The 20051-nt window shown below is 38.8% G+C and carries 19 protein-coding genes; 7 read left to right on the top strand and 12 right to left on the bottom strand.

Features of this window, described 5'->3' with window-relative positions:
* Positions 1 to 13: 13 nt before the first annotated feature.
* From HAV12_RS14220 to HAV12_RS14180, 9 genes are all read right to left on the bottom strand, one after another.
* Positions 14 to 676 (bottom strand): YoaK family protein, encoded by a 663-nt coding sequence (locus tag HAV12_RS14220; protein WP_171570241.1) that lies wholly within the window; start codon positions 674 to 676, stop codon positions 14 to 16.
* Between the two features lie 7 nt (positions 677 to 683).
* On the bottom strand, positions 684 to 1157 hold the full coding sequence (locus tag HAV12_RS14215) for a Dps family protein (protein ID WP_171570240.1): 474 nt from the start codon (positions 1155 to 1157) through the stop codon (positions 684 to 686).
* A 1-nt stretch (position 1158) separates the two neighbouring features.
* Positions 1159 to 1587: a DoxX family protein gene (locus HAV12_RS14210; RefSeq protein WP_132034102.1), complete on the bottom strand. Its 429-nt coding sequence runs from the start codon at positions 1585 to 1587 to the stop codon at positions 1159 to 1161.
* Between the two features lie 11 nt (positions 1588 to 1598).
* Entirely contained in the window at positions 1599 to 3485 is a 1887-nt protein-coding gene (locus tag HAV12_RS14205) for an amidohydrolase (RefSeq protein WP_171570239.1), read from the bottom strand.
* A 7-nt stretch (positions 3486 to 3492) separates the two neighbouring features.
* Positions 3493 to 4254 carry a M17 family peptidase N-terminal domain-containing protein gene (locus HAV12_RS14200; protein WP_171570238.1) on the bottom strand — a complete coding sequence of 254 codons (762 nt, stop codon included), beginning with the start codon at positions 4252 to 4254 and terminating at the stop codon, positions 3493 to 3495.
* Between the two features lie 17 nt (positions 4255 to 4271).
* Positions 4272 to 5660 (bottom strand): alginate export family protein, encoded by a 1389-nt coding sequence (locus tag HAV12_RS14195; protein ID WP_240345165.1) that lies wholly within the window; start codon positions 5658 to 5660, stop codon positions 4272 to 4274.
* Positions 5661 to 5781: 121 nt separating this feature from the next.
* On the bottom strand, positions 5782 to 6414 hold the full coding sequence (locus HAV12_RS14190) for a hydrolase (RefSeq protein ID WP_132034105.1): 633 nt from the start codon (positions 6412 to 6414) through the stop codon (positions 5782 to 5784).
* A 149-nt stretch (positions 6415 to 6563) separates the two neighbouring features.
* Positions 6564 to 6881 carry a phosphoribosylpyrophosphate synthetase gene (locus tag HAV12_RS14185; RefSeq protein ID WP_171570236.1) on the bottom strand — a complete coding sequence of 106 codons (318 nt, stop codon included), beginning with the start codon at positions 6879 to 6881 and terminating at the stop codon, positions 6564 to 6566.
* Positions 6882 to 6955: 74 nt separating this feature from the next.
* Positions 6956 to 7774, bottom strand: coding sequence for an alpha/beta fold hydrolase (locus HAV12_RS14180; RefSeq protein WP_171570235.1), 819 nt, complete (start codon positions 7772 to 7774; stop codon positions 6956 to 6958).
* 601 nt (positions 7775 to 8375) lie between these two features.
* Between HAV12_RS14180 and HAV12_RS14175 the strand changes: the two genes are divergently transcribed.
* The gene (locus tag HAV12_RS14175; protein ID WP_127339275.1) at positions 8376 to 8567 is read left to right on the top strand and encodes a cold-shock protein; all 192 of its coding nucleotides are present in this window, start codon (positions 8376 to 8378) and stop codon (positions 8565 to 8567) included.
* A 128-nt stretch (positions 8568 to 8695) separates the two neighbouring features.
* Here HAV12_RS14175 and HAV12_RS14170 read toward each other — a convergent pair whose 3' ends face one another.
* The 3 genes from HAV12_RS14170 to HAV12_RS14160 all read right to left on the bottom strand — a co-directional run bounded on the left by HAV12_RS14170 (position 8696) and on the right by HAV12_RS14160 (position 11072).
* Positions 8696 to 9322 (bottom strand): NAD(P)-dependent oxidoreductase, encoded by a 627-nt coding sequence (locus HAV12_RS14170; RefSeq protein WP_171570234.1) that lies wholly within the window; start codon positions 9320 to 9322, stop codon positions 8696 to 8698.
* Between the two features lies 1 nt (position 9323).
* On the bottom strand, positions 9324 to 10133 hold the full coding sequence (locus HAV12_RS14165) for an inositol monophosphatase family protein (RefSeq protein WP_171570233.1): 810 nt from the start codon (positions 10131 to 10133) through the stop codon (positions 9324 to 9326).
* A 78-nt stretch (positions 10134 to 10211) separates the two neighbouring features.
* Positions 10212 to 11072 carry an AraC family transcriptional regulator gene (locus HAV12_RS14160; protein WP_171570232.1) on the bottom strand — a complete coding sequence of 287 codons (861 nt, stop codon included), beginning with the start codon at positions 11070 to 11072 and terminating at the stop codon, positions 10212 to 10214.
* 328 nt (positions 11073 to 11400) lie between these two features.
* On the opposite strand from HAV12_RS14160, the gene HAV12_RS14155 reads away from it, so the two are divergent.
* The 6 genes from HAV12_RS14155 (at position 11401) to HAV12_RS14130 (ending at position 19770) form a co-directional block, all read left to right on the top strand.
* A complete protein-coding gene (locus HAV12_RS14155) occupies positions 11401 to 13062 on the top strand; it encodes a right-handed parallel beta-helix repeat-containing protein (protein WP_171570231.1) in 1662 nt (553 codons plus the stop codon).
* Positions 13063 to 13147: 85 nt separating this feature from the next.
* Entirely contained in the window at positions 13148 to 13717 is a 570-nt protein-coding gene (locus HAV12_RS14150) for a Crp/Fnr family transcriptional regulator (protein WP_171570230.1), read from the top strand.
* A gap of 129 nt (positions 13718 to 13846) precedes the next feature.
* Positions 13847 to 14641: a type 1 glutamine amidotransferase domain-containing protein gene (locus HAV12_RS14145; RefSeq protein WP_197984805.1), complete on the top strand. Its 795-nt coding sequence runs from the start codon at positions 13847 to 13849 to the stop codon at positions 14639 to 14641.
* Positions 14642 to 14755: 114 nt separating this feature from the next.
* Positions 14756 to 15064, top strand: coding sequence for a putative quinol monooxygenase (locus HAV12_RS14140; protein ID WP_171570229.1), 309 nt, complete (start codon positions 14756 to 14758; stop codon positions 15062 to 15064).
* Between the two features lie 130 nt (positions 15065 to 15194).
* On the top strand, positions 15195 to 16589 hold the full coding sequence (locus tag HAV12_RS14135) for an aldehyde dehydrogenase family protein (RefSeq protein ID WP_171570228.1): 1395 nt from the start codon (positions 15195 to 15197) through the stop codon (positions 16587 to 16589).
* A gap of 235 nt (positions 16590 to 16824) precedes the next feature.
* A complete protein-coding gene (locus tag HAV12_RS14130; protein ID WP_171570227.1) occupies positions 16825 to 19770 on the top strand; it encodes an Ig-like domain-containing protein in 2946 nt (981 codons plus the stop codon).
* Positions 19771 to 20051: the final 281 nt, after the last annotated feature.

Below are 20051 nucleotides of genomic sequence, written 5' to 3'. Positions count from 1 at the left end.
CCGGGTTTGTTTACTATTCGCGGTGGTAGAGGTAACATATAATCATGGCTGCTCCGGGCAAAACCAAAGTCCCCAAACCGAAAAACTTTCCTGCAACTGCCCCTAAAAAACAGCCCGTAAGAAAACCGATTATGGTAACCAGCTGTTTCTTAAAACTGAGCAGTACTTCGGACTCTTTTAATCCATTTTTCAATAAGTTTCCGAGGTCAAGAGAGGCTTGCGTTACATTTCCGGTCATCATGGTGGTCGGACCGTGGGTTTCTTTGGCATACAATTTTCCGAAAGCATTCTGCAGTCCCATTGCAAATACGGTTGTCATCGCAATAGTATACATGGCCCATTCGGAAAAAATTTCAAAATAACCCAAAACGTAGGTAGCAATACCGCTTAAAACCAATATAATACCTTCCCAAAATAAGATAGTGTAATGATTGATACTTTTTAAGGCAATTCTTCCTCCCACAATTACAGCCAGAATGAAAACCGGAAAAGTCAGTAGTTTTACCCAAGCGTGCAGGTCTGAGCCTTTGATAATCTGATAGGCAAAGACAATAAAGTTACCCGTAACATGCGCCGAAAAGATCGAGTCTGCCGCCACAAAAGTTACGGTATCGCAATACCCTGCTATCATGGTGAGCAGCAGGGTAACGTACCAAATATTTTTTTGTATTTCCATAATTTGTTTATTTGAGGTGGGCGCGAAGCATCCAGGCCATTTTTTCATGATTTTCTAAAAGACCCGTGATATAATCACTGGTTCCGGCATCGTGCAATTCTGCAGCAAAATTGTTGATGTTCTCCCGTAAGTGAATTAAAATGCTTTCGTGATCGGCCAATAATTCTTTGATATATCCGGTACTGTCGTTTTTCTCTCTGGATTCTTCGGTAAGATGAGTCAATGCCAGATATTCTTTCAGGGTTCCGGGAGCGTAATGGCCTAATGTTCTGATTCGTTCTGCAACGGTATCTACAATTTCGTCAAGCGTTTCGTATTGCTGTTCGAAGAAAAGGTGTTTGTTGTAAAAGTCAGGACCTTCAACATTCCAGTGTGCTTTTTTTGTTTTTGTATAAAGTACAAATTCGTCTGCAAGAACTTTTGTTAATACCTCTGCTACTTTGGAGATGCTTTCTTGTTTAATTCCGATGTTGGCTTTCATTTTAAAGAAGGTTTAATAAATAATAATCAAGTGAATATTTTCCGGCACCAAGTGCCAAAATTAATAATAGGGAAAGGGTGTACATATAAGGAACATCACGTACTTCGAGTGAATCTTTTCTGTGCACCACAAAATAACCTACGGCTGTAACCCCAATGGTTGGCAATACGGCAAATCTTGTACCGATGCCCAGAATAATAAGAAAGGGCACTACAGTATCGGAGAAAGTGGCCACCAATGCGTTTAACTTTTGAGGTAAATGCAACGGATTTGGAACCTGTTCTCTTTGTCCGTTTTCAACCCTGAATTTTTTCATTCCGTGTACCCTGAAAAGTTCAACAGCCAGTAAAACCCTAAAAATTAAAAGTGCTGCATTATTGAATGTTGTTCCTAAATCGGAATACAGGATTTGTTTTATAATTTCGATCATATCTTTACAATTTAAAAGGCAAAACAGGAACAGCCCAGGGCGCCCCAAAATGCGTTATAGTTATTAACCGGAACATTGCTCATTCGTGCAACATCGTGACTGTGAGCGTGAACATCGCAGCTTCCGCTGCAACTGTGTATCTGAGAAGTCAGACCTGGTTTTGCACTTGCTTTTGAATTCTTTTCGATAGCGCTCTGCAAATTGCTTCTGGTTGGATATCCGTTGTAAATATTGGTAGGCGACCAGTCCGGCAGGATCGGAATATGTGGTGGTGAAAACGAAGAGAAATCTCCGTTGGCATACACAATTTTTCCATCGACAATGGTCAGATCAGCTTCAATTTTTTTAATGTCTTCATCGTCGATATTAAAATAATCACGGTCTAAAACCACCAAATCTGCAAACATTCCGGTTCTGATATCTCCTTTTTTGGCTTGTTCCTGAGAGAACCAGGCACTTCCTCTGGTGTACAATTCCAAAGCAGTTTCCCTGTTTAACCTGCTTTCATTATACAATTGCAAACCTCCAACCGTTTTTCCGACCGTCATCCAGTACATAGAAACCCACGGATTGTAACTGCTTACTCGTGTCGCATCAGAACCTCCGCCAACAGGTACTTCCATTTCAAGCATTTTCTTGATCGGCGGTGTGTTTTCGGCTGCTTTTGCGCCGTATCGGTCTGTGAAATATTCGCCCTGATACGCCATTCTGCTTTGTACGGCGATACCGCCGCCCAAATTTTTGACACGTTCGATATTTCTTTCGTCAATCGTTTCGGCATGATCAAATATCCACGGTAATCCGTTAAACGGAATTTCCTGATTGATTTTTTCGAAGACATTTAAAAATCTCGAAATGCTTTCGTTGTAAGTCGCGTGAAGTCGGAACGGCCATCGGTTTTCAACCAAAAGGCGCACTGCTTTTTCGAGTTCCGCTTCCATATTTTCAGGAAGATCCGGTCTTGGCTGCAGGAAATCTTCAAAATCGGCAGCTGAGAAAACCAACATTTCACCGGCACCATTATGACGGTACATATCGTCTCCCTGATATAATTTTACGGTATCGATCCAGTCTTCGAAATCTTCAAATTCGTGTTTTGGTTTTTGTGTGAAAAGGTTATAGGCAATTCTAACGGTAAGCTGTTTCTTTTCATTCAATTCATTAACTACTTTGTAATCGTCCGGAAAATTCTGAAATCCGCCGCCTGCATCAATAACACTGGTGATTCCGAAACGGTTCAGTTCTTTCATGAAATGACGTGTCGAATTAATCTGATGTTCATAAGAAAGTGTAGGACCTTTTGCCAAAGTCGAATACAAAATCATGGCATTTGGAGTCGCAATAATAAGTCCGGTTGGTTCACCATTCGAATCGCGTTCAATTTGTCCTCCCGGAGGAGCGGGCGTATTTTTAGTATAACCCACTGCTCTTAACGCCGCTCTGTTCATAATCGCCCTGTCGTACAAATGCAGAATAAAAACCGGAGTTTCGGGAGCAATCGCATTGATTTCTTCCAAAGTCGGCATTCTTCGTTCCGCAAATTGAAATTCAGACCAGCCACCAACCACACGAACCCATTGCGGGTTTGGCGTTCGGTCTACCTGTTCTTTCAGCATTCTGAGGGCATCTGCCAGAGAAGGGACACCATCCCAGCGTAATTCTAAATTATAGTTTAAGCCGCCACGAATCAGGTGAATGTGTGAATCGTTAATTCCGGGAACAACTCTTCTGTGCTGAAGGTCGATTATTTTGGTTTCTTCAGCTGCAAATTCCATTACATTGCTGTCGTTTCCCACTGCAATAAATTTTCCGCCTTTGATGGCTACTGCTGTAACATTTGGAGTTTCGGCGTTGAAACTATGAATTTTGCCGTTGAATAAAATTAGATCTGCTTTCATAATTCGATTATTTAGAGTTAAGCTTCGAAATGGCTTCTTTAATTCCTTCTCCTGCAACCGTATAAAATGCCGGTCCCGCAAGCAAAGTGATTTTACTTAAAGGCTTGTGATCGGATAATTTTTTATCTTTCAGATAGCTTTGAGTTCTATAGGCTTCAAATGAACCTAAAACTACATTTGTTGCCACTAAAGCGGTTGGAGAATCGATTCCGGCATCTTTGATATCGCTTGCAAAGGAGTAATCGCTTACCCCCAGGCGCAATGCTTCGCGCATCGCAACACTTCCCACACTGATCATTAAGCCCGGTGTGAATTTAGTGCGGTCACCCAGACCGATAAGCAATAATTTTTTGGCAGCCAAAGTTCCTTTTGGAGGTGTGATCAATAAAGTCTCCAATGAATGTCCTGTAAATTTGCCGCTTTTGCGTAATTCGGTAATAATCCCTTTTAAGGCATCATCTAAATGTACCATTCCGTTTAGGTTGGCAGGAAGGGCAGGAGGGTTGAAGATGTCCCCTTCTGTATATTCAAAAACACAGGCCACCTGTAGTTCTGCTTCAGCAGAAGAAGGGCCCTGAACCAGTCCGTTTATGGCAACATTGTCTACTTTTCCCCAGGTAACAGTCGTTCCAAGCGCAGCCATTTTGGTTTCAGGAGCAGTTTGGGCGAAAGTTATATTGGTGAATGAACCGGCAAATAAAAATGTGATCAAAAGAAACAGAGAAAAATATCTAAGTCTGCAGTTGTTGAAAATTGCTATGTTTTTCATAGTTATAAATTTAGTTGTTAAAATTTAAATCCGAGTCTGGCGTTAAAAAACACACCGTCTTTGGAATTTGGAATTATGTCATCGATAAAAGCCCCGGTTTTAAAATACTGAATCCCGCTGACCACCGAAATATATTTGTTGACGCTATACGAAAAATTGGCAAGATAAGCGGTCCCGATATAACGTTCTGCCGAAGCACTTCCGGGAAGGTTTAAAGTACCGCTTGGCCTGTAAACACCGTCCTGCAGTGAATATCTCCAGTTAAAAACCACATCGACCTGCATCTTTAGCTGTGGCAGTAAATCCATAGTAGCGTAGGGATGAATATCGATCAGATTTACCGGACCCACCTGCGGACTAAAACCAAAATATCCTCCTTTTGGATACAACGGATTGAATGTTTGCAGGTTGCCATTGCCTTTATTTCGATCTCCGGAGATATAATCGTTTCGAAGATTGATCGTGGGTTTGAACTTTATGTTTTCGAAAGAATAACCTATATCAACCGATCCTGTCCAGGCGTTGATATTTCCGGAACCAAAACTCCCAAATTGATACGCAGCTTCGAGATTGTAAATAAAACCACCGCCGTATTTCCAGAATCGGGAGCCTACAGTATGTCGTTTTTCGCACGCCATTCCTTCTTCAAACAGCGATTCTTTTCTTTGGATTCCGAGATAATAAAGATCCAGATTTCCGGCTTTCGGGAATATTATTTTCGAATAAGCACCCCAAAGATTCAATTGTTCCGACATTTTATTGTCAAAAACTCCGGTGTTTATGGTATCGGCCATCATGGCAAATCCGTCAAATGAGAATCGGGCAGAAGAATACATTATTTTCCCTCCTGTAAAGTAAAGCCTGGCATTTGGGCCTTCTCTTACCGAAATCAATCTTCCGGAACCATAATCCAGTTCCTGTCTTCCGGCACGAACCGTCAGTTTTTGATCTTCTTTCTGCCATACACTGACATCCAGAAACAGATTCTGTAAATTCAGCTGATCTTCGTCAATACCACGCGGACCGTTGCTTCTTCCGTCCTGTAAGGCACTTCTTAATTGCGCAAATACCCTTAAGGTTTTTCCTAAATGAATATCAGCATGAAGATCGTAGCGCTGCAATAAGAAGTTGTTGTGACCAATATGGAGTCTTCCCCAGTCTTCATTGTTGAAATCAACGTATTCATATCGGGCTTCACCTCCAAGAGAGAGATAAAAATCCTTCTCCTTGTTCAGGGGAATAAATTTTAAATTCTCATAAAAGTTTCTACCGGAGTCTTTTAGGAATTCGTAGTTTTCGTCATAGCGCAAAAGTTTAAAATTTTGTGCCGATGCCATGCTTCCAATCAATAGAAAAGACAGCATAATTGCCCTGATGTTTTGCGATATGGATTTTATTGAAGTCAAAATAGTTTTCAGTTTACAGTTTACGGTTTACAGTTTATAGTTTTCAGTCTGCAGTTCACTGAATACTGTTAATTGTAAACTGCGACTGCGACTGTAAACTGAAAACTGTTCACTTTTAAAATTAATGTTTCAGCATGTTGTGGGCATAGTGGATTCCTAAACCGTAAGAACCACCGTATTTTTTCATTAGGTTCGTTACCGGAGCATACGTTTCCTCACGTGCCCAGTCTCTTTGAAGTTCTAACAGATATTGTATAGAAGTTATAGGTTGTGCGCCCGCCTGAATCATTCTCTGAACTGCACGTTCGTGGGCTTCTTTGCTTACATCACCGCAGGCATCTGTAATTACATACACTTCGTACCCTTCTTCAATAGCAGACAGCGCCGGCCCGACGATACAAACTCCTGTCCATAATCCTGCCAGTACTAATTTCTTTTTATTCTTACCGGTTATTGCTTTATAGGCATTTTCATCTTCCCAGGTATTCATAGTGGTACGGTCAATATATCCTGAAGTTGCAATTGGATAAAATTCTTCTACTTCCGGAAAAACAGGACCTGAAAAGCTTTCTTCTGCTACTGTTGTAACCACTGTTGGTACATTGAAAATTTTTGATGCGCCGGAAATAATAGCAACATTCGTACGTAATTCGCTTAACGGAATATTCGTTGTAGCAAAAGCCATTTGCCCTTCGAAGTCAATTAGTACTAAAGCGTGATTGTCCGGTGACAATAAGTTAACTGATGGTTTCATAATTTTTTAGATTTATAATTAATTGATGTTAGTTATTCTAATAAAATGCCACATCTTTAATTTGCTGTTAATTAGATGTTTATGATTTAGAATAAGATTTATCTCTTACGATATTTCGTAAATTCATTATCGCTTTCCCGAATTTAGGATTAATGTGTCGAAAGTTTTCGGATCATTTCAGCCGAAACAGCGTCGGCATAGATTCCAAAAGCACTTGTTAAAACACCTTTTATATTATAGATATCGGAAATGATTCCGTAAACAATATCTTCATCTCCGGGATCCGTATCTCCTTCAAAACGAAACAGATATTCAATTTTGAATTCTTCCGGCGACATGGTCTGTGTGTTATTGTTGTACCGGATACAGTTTTCGTCAAGATTAAAGTTTTCGGTAAAACCTTCCTGATTCAGCCATTGTAAAGCTTCTGTTACGGTATCAAATGATGGTTGTTGAGATGTACTCATGGATTTGAAATTTTAAAACTACCTGTAAAAGCGAACCTTTACAGGCAGTTTAGATTAATTTAAGGAAGGTCTGCTTATCCTTTAATAAAAGCCAGAATATCATTATTGATGGTTTCCGCCTCTGTAGTTGGCATACCATGAGGAAATCCGGGATAAGAAATTAATTTCCCGTTTTTCAAAAGTTTTGCTGCTCTCGGTGCCTGATTGAAAGGTACAATCTGATCGTCTTCTCCGTGTAATACAAGAACCGGAATGTCTAAATTCTTAAGATCTTCTGTGAAATCGGATTCAGAGAAAGCTTTTATTCCTTCATAATGTGCCAATACGGAACCCATCATTCCCTGACGCCACCAGTTGTGTTTAATTCCTTCCTGAACTTGTTTTCCTTCGCGGTTCCATCCGTAAAACGGAATCGGAAAATCATAAAAATATTGTGCTCTGGTAAATCCTGTACCTTGTCTTATTTCATCAAAAATAGCTAATGGGACCCCTTCAGGATTAGTTTCATTTTGAATCATTATTGGCGTTACGGCACTAATTATAATTGCTTTTGCAACACGTGCTTTTCCGTATTTTGCAGCATATCGTACCACTTCACCGCCACCAGTGGAGTGCCCTACGTGAATAGCATCTTTTAAATCTAAGGCTGCTGTAAGTTCAGCTACGTCTGATGCATAGGTTTCCATAGTATTTCCTTCAGAAGTTTGACCGGAGCGTCCGTGCCCGCGGCGATCATGTGCAATAACTCTGTAGCCTTGTTTTAAAAAAAACATCATTTGTGCATCCCAGTCATCACTGGATAATGGCCATCCGTGGTGAAAAACTATTGGTTGTCCTGTTCCCCAGTCTTTGTAAAAAATTTCCGTTCCGTCTTGTGTTTTAAATGTGCTCATTTTTTTATGGTTTTAGATTATTAAATTTTAGAAATAATGATTAAAATTAGTTGGGTGATTAAATTCTGATTTTGATTGAATGGTTGTTGTTATTTTTCTTTTACAAACTTACAGCAGCTGCAAGAGTCCGTCGATTAACCTAGATTAAGAAAAAAATAATGACTGGATTTGGAGAGAAAGAGAATTTCCCTGTTTCCTTTTTAAGGGCTGTTTTTCATGTTGTACATTTTTTAATTTATGATAGATGCAGAACAATAGCCAAATAATATGCCCTAACTCCAAAAGCTAATGAAGTCAGGGTTTTATGTTTTTTGACAGTGATTTTAGATTACGATATATCGTAAATTTATAGAAGCGAACGATGAAATTTTATGTTTATTCTTTTGAAAAGCCATTGAGGTTATCCCGAATTGCAGAAATTAAAAGAAGTTAACCCAGTATTCTTTAGGTAAAAAATGGATTTTTTAATGCCAATTAAAAAAATAAAATTGCTGCTGCGTGCCCTGCAGAAGCCTGTTGAATAAAAAAAATAAAATAAAAATCTCAAATTCAGCTAGTTCTCATTTAAAAGTATTACATTTGGCTAATTAAATATATTAAAATGCAAGAAGGTACAGTAAAATTCTTCAATGAAGAAAAAGGTTTTGGATTTATAACTCCTAACGATGGAGGAAACGAAATTTTTGTTCATGTTTCAGGTTTATCAGAAAACATTCGTGAAAACGACCAAGTAAGATTTGACGTGGAAGAAGGCCGTAAAGGTCCAAACGCAGTAAACGTAGTCATAGCATAATTATACTATAACAGTGAGCTTATAAAGGCACCCGCTAAAACGGGTGCCTTTTTTATTTATATTGTGGTTTCGTTGCCGTTTGAAATAACCAAAGACTTCTAATTCTGACATTGACTTGTGCCGCTTTACTAAGTAGTCAGTGTTACATATTGTCTTAAAAACCGTGTGTTTTCGGCTTCAGTTACTAAGAAATGAGCCACGGCTGCTCTTGAAATTTTACCCACTTTCATCCCTTTTTTAAGTTGAGGCAATACCTGGTAAGATTGGGTTAATGGACCGTTTGTCAGCATTCCAGGCCTAATTATTTCCCAATTGACAGTACTGTTGACAATCAGCTCTTCCATCAACGTTTTATTGCTGTATTGTTCTTTCAGAAAAAGCCTAATGACCGTTCGCATAAAAAAGCTCAGATAATTTTTGCTTTCTCCTGATCCAAAACCTGTAATTATGAGTACCGGGGATAAGAAATTTAATTCTGCTGTTGCCGTTATAAGTGCCTTTGCAATATCTGAAAATAAGGTAGTCGCTTTTTTATTTTTAGTACCAACGGTGATCAGTACAGCATCTGAATCTTTTAGCGCTTGTTTTAAATCTGCTGTAATAGTGGCACTTCCGTTTATTTTGGTCAGTAAATGGTGATCCGGAATTGCCGAAGTATCTGTTGAGAGTGCCTTTACTGTATGCCCTCTTTCTAATGCCTGAATTACAGTTTGCAATCCAATACCTGCACCGGCTCCTATGACTGTTATTTTCATTTTATGATTTTTTGGAGGTTAATTGTATGAATTGCTGAGCTGTTTCTTTTTTGGCTACTAAAAGGTTTTCACTTCCCCATTTCCAGGGTGTTCCATCGGTCGTTAAAATTACTGCGCCGGCTTCTCTGGCAATGAGTATGCCTGCAATCCAGTTGTGAGTATCGAGATCTTCCTGAATAAACAAATCAATTCTGCCTGCACCAATATAAGCCAATTGCAAACCATGCGGACCATAATTTCTGACAATACCAAAATTTTGAATTAAGCTTGTTACAGTAGAACCTGTTTTTTGGGATAAACCATTATGTGATTTATCCTGATGTCCATATTCAAAAACGGATAACATCACTGCAAAATCGGTTTTTCGGCTTAGTTGCAATGGTGCGTCATTCATAAAGGCACCTTCGCCGTCTTTAGCCCAAAATAGCTCATTGGCCAATGGGTCAAAAATCACCGAAAAATGAGGTTGACCATGGCGGACGAGCACCAGATTTATGGTCCATCCTGCCATGTGCTGCAGATATTGTATGGCTCCGTCCATGGCATCGCAAAGCCAATATTCGGCATGCGGGGCGGGATTTCTTTGCGCTTCGGTATCAAACTCATCCCCAATATGCCAGGGTGTATTTGGAAATTCAACCGATAAATCTTCTTTTAAGCAAGTCAGACACAACGTATCTATGTTTTCCAATTCTGCTACAAGTTCGTCCATAGTTTGTGGTATGGCTTTTTGCTTGTAGTCTTTTAAAAAGATGTTTCCGGCTTTTTTTACTGCTTCGAGTACAATTGGGATATTAATTTCGTGTTGCATGATAATTGTTTTTAATTATAATGCAAAGCTAGAACAGAGGAGAAACTTAAAATAGAACGAATGGCTGGAAGGATAGTCCTAATCACGGAATTGTTTCCGAAATTCAAGTGGAGTCATGTTTGTCAGCTTTTTGAAAAGTTTTCCAAAGTAAACCGGTTCGTCATATCCCACTTCGTGGGCAATTTCTTTTACGCTGTTATCGGTAAAGTATAAAAGTCTTTTGGCCTCCAGAATTGAAGTTTCCTGAATATGAATGGATATCGGATTTCCGGTTAATGCTTTTACGGTATCGTTTAAATGGGCAGTCGAAATGGCCAATGCAGCCGCATATTGTGCAGGTTGTTTCCAGGTTTTGTAATGCTGTTTCAGCAATTGGCTAAAAGTGTCTTTAATTATAATACCCCGGCTTGTTTTCTGATTTTGACTGGAAAAACCGGTCATAATTTCTCCAATGATCAGGTTCAGGAGGCCATTTAATAAGCTGTGACTGGCTTTATGAACAAATTTATTGGTGTTTTCTGATTGTAATTTTTCTATCAAAGCCATTAAAGTAGTGGCCTGATGAAATAAATGGGCAGTAGGCTCTAAGGGAAGTGGAGCATTCATTTTGTTTTCCATTAGCTGAAGAAGTTCTTTATCTACCAGTGAAGGGTCAAAATTAATAATCCATCCTTTTGGAGAATCCACATCAATGATGTAATGCACTTGTTCGGGAAAGACACAAATTAAAGCCGGGGCATTAAACTCAACATTTTTAAAATCAATATTCAGCTTAAAGCTTCCCTCAGTAGCCAGCATCAACTGACAATGATTGTCCCGGTGTGGTTTAGAAATATCGTGTTCCTCACTGTTGTTGCCCTTCATATTACGAATAAAAACGCCTGCCTTTGCATTAGGCGTCAGTGGGAATTGTTCGATATGCTGGTTTTTGTTTTTCAAGTTCTGGAACGCAATTTTATTTTTAAGCCTTGTGTCAATGATTTCTTTTCCGTTTTCGGCTACTGTATTTTTTTCTTTTTTTAGTCCCTAACGATCTAATTTTCTGCAAATCTAACCAATATGTTATTATTTAACCTAATAAATAGCAACAGGTTGTAATGATGAAGGAAGCAATAGATAACACAGCTGTTATTTTGAACATTTGGGAGGCTATTAAATAAAAATAACAGCTCGTGTTTCGGTCTTTAATTAATACATTTGGCTTACCAAATCTCTAACAGAACGTCAAACCATGATCAGAAAAAAAATAATTTTAATCTTTTGCATTTTGTCGAATTTTTGTTTCGCACAAACCAATTATTATGTTGCCATAACAGGTAATAATGCGAATTCGGGTTCTCTTTCTTCACCTTGGAAAACAATACAATACGGTTTAAATCAATTGCCTGCCAATGGTATTTTAAACGTTTTTCCGGGAACTTACTCAGAGAAAATAACCATTCCGAACAATAATATTACCCTTAAAAATTACTCGGCATTACTGCCGGTTATTGATGCAGGCGGGATAACCGCTCAAAATGCTATTCTTGCTGTCAACAATAAAAGTAATGTAACTATTGAAGGTATTGAGCTGCAAAATAATATTCAAAATGATGCTCAGGGAATTCTAATTGAAGGAAGCGGAACAAATATTACCGTTAAAAACTGTAAAATACACGATATTCATTTTTCAGCGAATCCCAATGCAGCCGTAAATGAAACCGTCAATGCGCAGGGAATTATAGTATTTGGTACCAACGCCACGACAGCAATCACAAATTTAAAAATACAGAATAATGAATTGTATAATTGCCGATTAGGGTACAGCGAAGGAATTGCCGTTAATGGAAACGTAAACGGATTTGAAGTCACTGGCAATAACGTCCACAATCTAACCAATATTGGTATCGATATCATTGGTCACGAAGGAACCTGCCCCAATCCGGCAAACGATCAGGCACGAAATGGATTGGTTAAAAACAATACGGCGCATCATTGTATTGCTGCCTATTCAACATCGGGGGGGATTTATATAGACGGGGGAAAGAACATCACTGTTGAAAACAATACCTCATATCATAATGGCTACGGAATCGAGGTGGGATGCGAAAAAATCGGTCAGACTACAGATGGAATTATCATTAGAAATAATGTTTTTTACGACAATGAGATTTGTGCCCTAGCCATGGGAGGATTTGCTTATCCGTCCGGTTCCGGAAAAGTAATCAACTCGTCTTTTAGAAACAACACCTGCCTGATGAATGATTACAGCGGTTCGGGAAACGGAGAATTATACCTTTCTTATAGTGAAAACAGTACGATTGAAAACAATATTTTCTATACAAGTACCCGAAATATTCTGGCCTATGCAGAACTGACACAGCCAGGCTTAAAATTTAATTATAACAACTTTTTTTGCCAGGCAGGTGCGGCCAGTTTAACAACAGACTGGAACGGCAACGAATATGCAGGATATACCGCTATTGTAACGGGAACGGCAACCAACACGAATTCGATATTTGCCAATCCGCAACTGACGACTGCCAGTGGTACAAATCCTGATTTTCATCTTCTGACAAGTTCTCCAGCCAAAAATGCCGGAAATCCCGCTTATGTTCCTGCAAACACGGAAACGGATTATTATAATCAATTAAGAGTTGAAGGAGGAAGAATTGACTGTGGAGCAGATGAGTTCGGGAGTGTCAATCTGGGAATTGATGAAATGGAAATTTCTAAATTCAGTATTTATCCCAATCCGGCAACTAATTTCATTACTATTGATTCTGAAATACCAATCGGAAAATACCAGATATTTAATGGCAGCGGACAAAAACTGATGGAAGGATCTGAAAGAAATAAAATCAATATTTCAGAACTAAGCGCGGGACTGTACTTTATAAAGTTTCAAATTGAAAATAAAAGTTATGTATCCAAAATAATAAAAAGATAAATTTTGCCGGCATTCAAACATAAATAAGAATACGAATTTTGATGCAATTATAAATCTTCTGTCTTTAAGAAGATGAAAATAAATTATGGAAAAGCTAAGAAAACATATTGAAGAGATCATACCCATTAGTGACGAAGAGTTTGAATCGATCAAACCATTTTTTACGATTCGAAAGGTATTAAAAAATCAATATCTCATTCAGCAAGGTGATGATGCCAAATATGAATACATTATTATGAGCGGTATTTTCAGGCTTTTTTATCTTGACGAAGATGGCAAAGAACACATCGTACAATTTGCAACAGAAAATTGGTGGATGTCTGATTATATGGCCTACTTCAATCAGAAGCAGGCCAATATGTATGTGGTCTGTATGGAAGCAGGAGAGGTGTTATGCCTGACATTGGAAGGAAGGGAGAAACTCTCTGTAACGCTTCATAAAATGGAACATTTTTTCAGGGTAAAACTCACCAAAGGATATATTGCGCTTCAGCAAAGGGTGATTTCTTTACTTTCCAATAATCCGCAGCAGCGCTACAGAGAATTTGCGGATCTTTATCCCAATCTCATGCAAAAAATTCCCAAAAAATACATTGCGGAATATCTGGGAGTAAGCCGGGAAACCCTAAGCAGGCTGTACTCCAGCCATAAATAACAGACCTTTTTAATACTCAAGTGTGATTTTCATCACACTTTTTTTGTGACTTTCCTCCTCGTTCTGAGGTGGGGAACTGCTATAAATTTGCCTTATAAATAATTCATAACAACTTAAAAAATTATAGAAATGAAAAAACTTATGATGGTAACAGCGGCACTTGCCTTTTTTTCTTCCTACGCACAAAATCAAAAAGAAAACACAGCAGTAAAACAAAAAACAACTCTTAAAAACGAAACAAAAATGAACAAGAAAATTTTAATTATCGTATCTAATGCCAATGCAATTGGACCCAACAACAGAAGAACCGGAATTTTTCTTCCGGAAGTAGCGCATCCTTATGCCGAATTCGACCAAGCAAATTACCAAATAGACTTTGCAGGTTTAACCGGAGATACGCCTTATTTAGATGCGCTTAATCTCGCAAATGATCCTCAGAACTTAGCCTTTCTAACAGGCAAGGGATGGGAAAGCATGCAAAAAGCCGTTAAATTGTCTGATGTTGATGTTAGTCAATATGATGCGATTTTTGTACCTGGCGGACTGGCACCAATGGTTGATATGCCGGAAAATGCACTTCTAAAAAAAGTGATTAAAGAAACCTACGAACGAAATGCTGTTGTTGGAGCAGTCTGTCACGGACCGGTATCCTTATTAAATGTAAAACTAAGCGATGGATCTTATCTGGTTAACGGTAAAAACATCACTTCTTTTACGGATGAGGAAGAAAAAGGTTATGCTATAGCCGATGTACCTTTCTTACTGGAAAGTGCCCTAACCAAACAGGGAGCAAAATTTCATGCTGCCGCAATATGGTCAGCACACAGCATTGCCGATGGTAATCTGGTAACCGGACAAAATCCTGCTTCCGCAAAAGGAGTGGCTGAAAAAATGATTTCGATTTTGGAATCTGCTAAAAGATAATGGACTACTTGTATTGGCCTCTTCCAAAAGGGTTGGGGTCAATATTATTTTTAATACCGTGGAATTCTCCCCGACAATCTAAATTTATAGTATAAAATTTTAAAAAAAATCAAAATGGAAAATCAAAATCCGATTCATGTTTTTGCCACATGGAAAGTTAAAGAAGGGCAGGTTGAAAATGTTTTAAGCTTGTTAAAAATGGTGCATGATGCCAGTATCAGAGAAGAAGGTAATCTGTTTTATAAAATTCATCAAAGTAATTCAGATTTAAATACAATTGTTTTGTTCGAAGGATATTCGAGTGAAGCTGCCGTAGCGGAACATCGTAATTCGTCTCATTTTCAGGAATTTGTTCTGGGGAAAATCGTCCCTTTATTAGAAAACAGGGAGATTATTTTAACGACACCTATAAGTTATTTGTAGGCAGAAAATGTTAAATAGTATAAAATAAGACATTGCAGCCAGCGATAATTTGATTAAATTTAAAAAACAAATCAGGAGACAAACTTCGATTAAAAAAGAAGCAGGGTTTTAAGTTCAACTAAAAAACATTATGGAAAAAACGATAAAAGTACTATTCCCGTACGATCAAAGTATAGTAAAGGAGTTACCGCTGATCAATAAAAACGATATTGAAAATATACTGGATATTGCCGAAAACTTATTTAAAGAGCAATCCAACTGGATTCCGGCCTATAAAAGAATGGAAATATTAGAAAAGGCTGCTTCCATAATGAAGGAAAGGAGCGAGGAATTAATTCACTTGGCAATCAGCGAAGGCGGAAAACCCTATCAGGATACAAAGGCAGAAGTGGCAAGAGCGATCACAGGAGTAAAGTTAGCCGCAGAGCATATTTCGCAAATAAAAGGAGAACAAATTCCAATGGGACTTACTGAAGCCTCCTTAAACAGAATCGCCTTTACCTCAAAAGAACCTATTGGAATTGTGGCAGCGGTTAGCGCTTTCAATCACCCATTAAATTTAGCAGTTCATCAGATTGCGACTGCTATTGCCGCGGGTTGCCCTGTGGTATTTAAACCGGCAGGCAATACGCCATTATCAGGTCTTGCACTTGCCGATATTTTAAAAGAAGCCGGTTTGCCGGAAGGCTGGCTGCAAGTGGTGTTATGTGATAATGAAACAACAGAATTACTGGTGACAGATCCGAGAGTTCATTTTTTATCTTTTATTGGTTCAGCGAAAGTAGGCTGGTACCTAAAAAGTAAATTAGCTCCGGGTACCCGATGTGCCTTGGAGCATGGCGGAGCAGCACCGATTATTGTTGAAAGTGATGCCGATTTTAAAGAGATGATTCCGGATTTGGTAAAGGGAGGTTTTTATCATGCCGGTCAGGTTTGTGTATCGGTTCAGAAAATTTATGTCAATCATGAAATTTGTGACCTTTTTACGGAACAGTTTTCTGAGGCAACTTCTAAATTAATTGTTGGGAATCCGTTTGATCAATCAACAGATGTAGGGGCGCTTATTACACCAAAAGAAGTCGATCGTGTAGAAGAATGGGTGAATGAGGCTGTTACTAAAGGAGCTAAAATAATTACAGGTGGAAAGAGAATATCCGATACTTGTTTTGAACCTACCGTTTTGTTCAATCCTTCAGAAGATTCTAAAGTTTCGACCCATGAAATTTTTGGTCCTGTAGTTTGTATCTATCCCTTTACAGACCGGGATGAAGCCATAAGAAAAGCAAATGCACTCGATGTTCATTTTCAGGCTGCTGTTTTTACAAAAAATCTCGATATTGCTTTGGATACCGTTAAAAAGTTAAATGCCACCGCCGTTATGGTAAACGATCATACTGCTTTTAGAGTAGACTGGATGCCTTTTGGCGGAAGAGATGCTTCAGGTATTGGCATGGGAGGAATTTCCTATTCGATCAATGAAATGACAAGAGAAAAACTAACTGTTATTAAAAGCAAATTTCTGTAATTATTGGTTTAAGAGCGTATTGCTTAGTCCTAAATCAGAAACTTCTGATCTGTATTTTTTCTTGATTTTTTATTTATGTAAAAAATATATAGTATTGATTGTTAGTGTTTTATATTAACGAAATCGTTGTATAAATCTTGATTTTTAATATATCTTTTCTTTATTTTTCTTTTTAAGTCTAGTTTCGTTATATCCTTTTTTTAGGAACTAACTTACTAATTTAAAAACCAAAATTATGAAGAATCGATTACTTGCTATTTTTTTTAAAAGAGAAAGATACTGCCTTATAACAGGGCTCTTTTTCATTCTCTTAAGCTCAAGTTTACAGGCACAGCGGGGCTATTACGATGCACCTTATAAAAGGTATGAAGCCAATCTCGGCCAATTGTCCAATGGTGCCGCCACCACTTCAAAATCGTATGTCCAGTCTGATTTGCAATCGGAAGCTACGGATCAGCAATGTGTAAATCTATCTGCTACGAACGCTACCGTTCAATGGACACTGACAGAAGCTGCGGACGGACTTGTAATCCGATACAGTGTTCCTGACGGACAAACAGCCACTGTGGGCGTGTATAACGGGAACACAAAAATTACAACACTCACCCTGACTGCAACCTGGTCGTGGGAATATTTGTGGAGTAATGGAAATCCAAATAACGGCGGAATTACAAACCAGAATCCAAGAATGCGATTTGACGAAGTGCGCTATAAACTTCCGGCTAAAATCGCTGTCTCCGGAACGTTAAAACTAGTGAGGGAAACGGGTAATATCCATTTGGATTTTGCCGAGATGGAACCGATTCCGGCAAGTGTTACCGCGCCATCCGGTTCCGTGACCTATACCGGAAACGGAAGTGACCTTCAGACCTTTATTGATGCAAACGGCGGTAAAAAAATATTTATTCCAACTGGTGTTTTTAACGTTAATCGCGAATTATATTTCGGCTCGGCCAATACTTCCTTAATAGGAGCAGGAATGTGGTATACACAAATTAATTTCACGAATACCAGCAGCGGGAATGGAGGATTGCGTGCCAATGCATCCAATATTTCATTTGCGGACCTTTATTTAACGACAAATTCGGCATCCAGAAGTAATTCCTATAAAGCCATAAACGGAGTTTTTACTGCCACTTCAACGGTAAAAAATATATGGGCAGAACATTTTGAATGCGGTGCCTGGATTGCACAATACAATGTGGGAGGCCCTGCAATTGCCGATGGATTTACACTGTCTCATTGTCGCTTCAGAAATAACTATGCCGATGGAATTAATCTTTGCAAAGGAACTGCGAACTCCATCGTGGAGCATTGTAATTTTAGAAATAATGGCGATGACGATCAGGCAATCTGGTCTGCGGACGGACAGGAATGTATCAACAATACTTTTAGATACAATACTTCAGAAAACTGCTGGCGTGCCTGTGGCCTTGCTATTTACGGCGGAAAAAATAACAAAGCGTACAATTTAATTATAAAAGACAATCTGGAAGCGGGTATCAGAGTTAGTAATAATTTTCCCGGAGCGCCATTTAACAATGATGGGGTACACGAAATTCACGATATTACCGTAACCACTTGCGGAACTTTTAATGATACTTATAATAATCCGGTAGCCGCGGTGGATATTTTCAGTGCTACTAATGCCGGAACTCAGGTTAAAAATGTGCAGCTTTATAATATCGATATTACAGATTCCAGAAATGATGCTATTTCGATCAGTAAAAGGTCAGGAGACGGTATTTATAATCTTAGTTTTAAAGACATAACGGTTAACGGAACAGGTAAAGAATATCCAAACAATAATGCCCTAAACCGAAATTGGGGAAGAGGCTTTTTTGTACTCATAGCGGGTTCTCCTGCCGGAAATGGTACGTATTGTAATATGAATTATTCCAATAGAGGCGGTAATGCTACTGTTAATGAAGAAATCAGCGCAATTGGTACATTTTCCTGGACACCAGGTTCTAATTGTTCAAGTACATCAGTTCCTGTAACAGGAGTAACAATTTCCCCAACAACTGCTAATTTAGGCGTTGGTGCTACACAACAATTAACGCCAACTGTTGCTCCGGCCAATGCGACAAACAAAACAGTGAGCTACAATTCTAATAATACCGGAGTGGCGACTGTAAATTCGGCAGGTTTAATTACTGCCATTGCTTCGGGCACAGCCACGATTACTGTCACTACGCAGGACGGTGCCAAAACGGCAACTGCTGCAATCACCATAAACTCATCAAATGTAGCGGTTACGAGTGTGAGTCTTAGTCCGGCCTCGGCAACATTGTCCGTAGGCGGGACACAACAGTTAACACCAACAGTTCTTCCCTCTAACGCAACGAATAAAGCGGTTAGTTATGCTTCAAACAATACCGGTGTAGCAACGGTTAATGCTGCGGGTTTAGTCACCGCAATTTCAAACGGAATAGCAACAATCACCGTAACCACTTCAGACGGGAATAAAACAAGTACGGCAGCAATTACGGTCAGTACTGCCTCCGGAAGTTATTTTACCATTAAAAACAAGTGGACCAACAATTATTTATACGATTCAGGAGCCAATGTAGGATATGGTGCAACTGTGGCCAATAACAATTATAAATGGGAAAAAGTTGCCGTTGACGCGACTTATTTTATATTGAAAAATGTAGGTACCGGAGATATAATGCATATTGAAAACTTAACAGGAGCGGTGCAATGTACGGCAGGATCATCCGGCTGGTGGAGTGCCCAATGGTCAAACGAAAATGTTGATGCTACCTGGGTGAGAATTAAAAACAGATGGCAGACAGGAAGCATGATTCATATTGAAAACTTAAATGGTTCTGCTCAGTACGCCGGAGCTCAGAACAATTGGGAAAGTGCACAATGGCAATTTCAAAATACTACTACCGCTAAAATGAGTAGTATAAAAGAAGAAATAAGCACCGAAAATAATGTCTTTATCGGGATCTATCCGAACCCGGCAACCGATAATGAATTTAATATTGTATTCCCGGAATTAAAATCGGGTGCTGTCGCAACAGTAACGGTTACCGATAGCAATGGAAGGATGGTTTTGGTAAACAAGCTTATTACATCTGGAAAAATCAATCATAATTTAGCTAAGGGCATTTATTTTGTGACAATCAGTTCCGATGCTTTTACTATTTCGAAAAAACTAATTATTAAATAATCGATTAAAATACGATCCAAAAAAAGCCAACCTAAAACAAAAGTTAATAATTCGGTTCGCTGCAGTATGGCTCATCCTAAAATAAATGGATGATTTTATGAGGAATTAATTAAAACCAGTGAACTTTAATAGCACTGGTTTTTTTATTTGCAAAACTACAGGTGTAAATAAATAGACAGCCTTGTAAAATGGACAAAAGAAGATCTCGAAAAATATGGCAACCTTACTGTAATTCGAATAAAAGTTATTGGTAAAGAGTAATCAGACAATAAATTTTGCTA

Origin of the sequence: Flavobacterium sp. CLA17 (genome assembly GCF_013112255.2) — a bacterium.
GTDB classification, from domain to species: domain Bacteria; phylum Bacteroidota; class Bacteroidia; order Flavobacteriales; family Flavobacteriaceae; genus Flavobacterium; species Flavobacterium circumlabens.
Note: the sequence above shows the minus strand (reverse complement) of the source record. Positions and strands in the feature narration are given on the sequence as shown.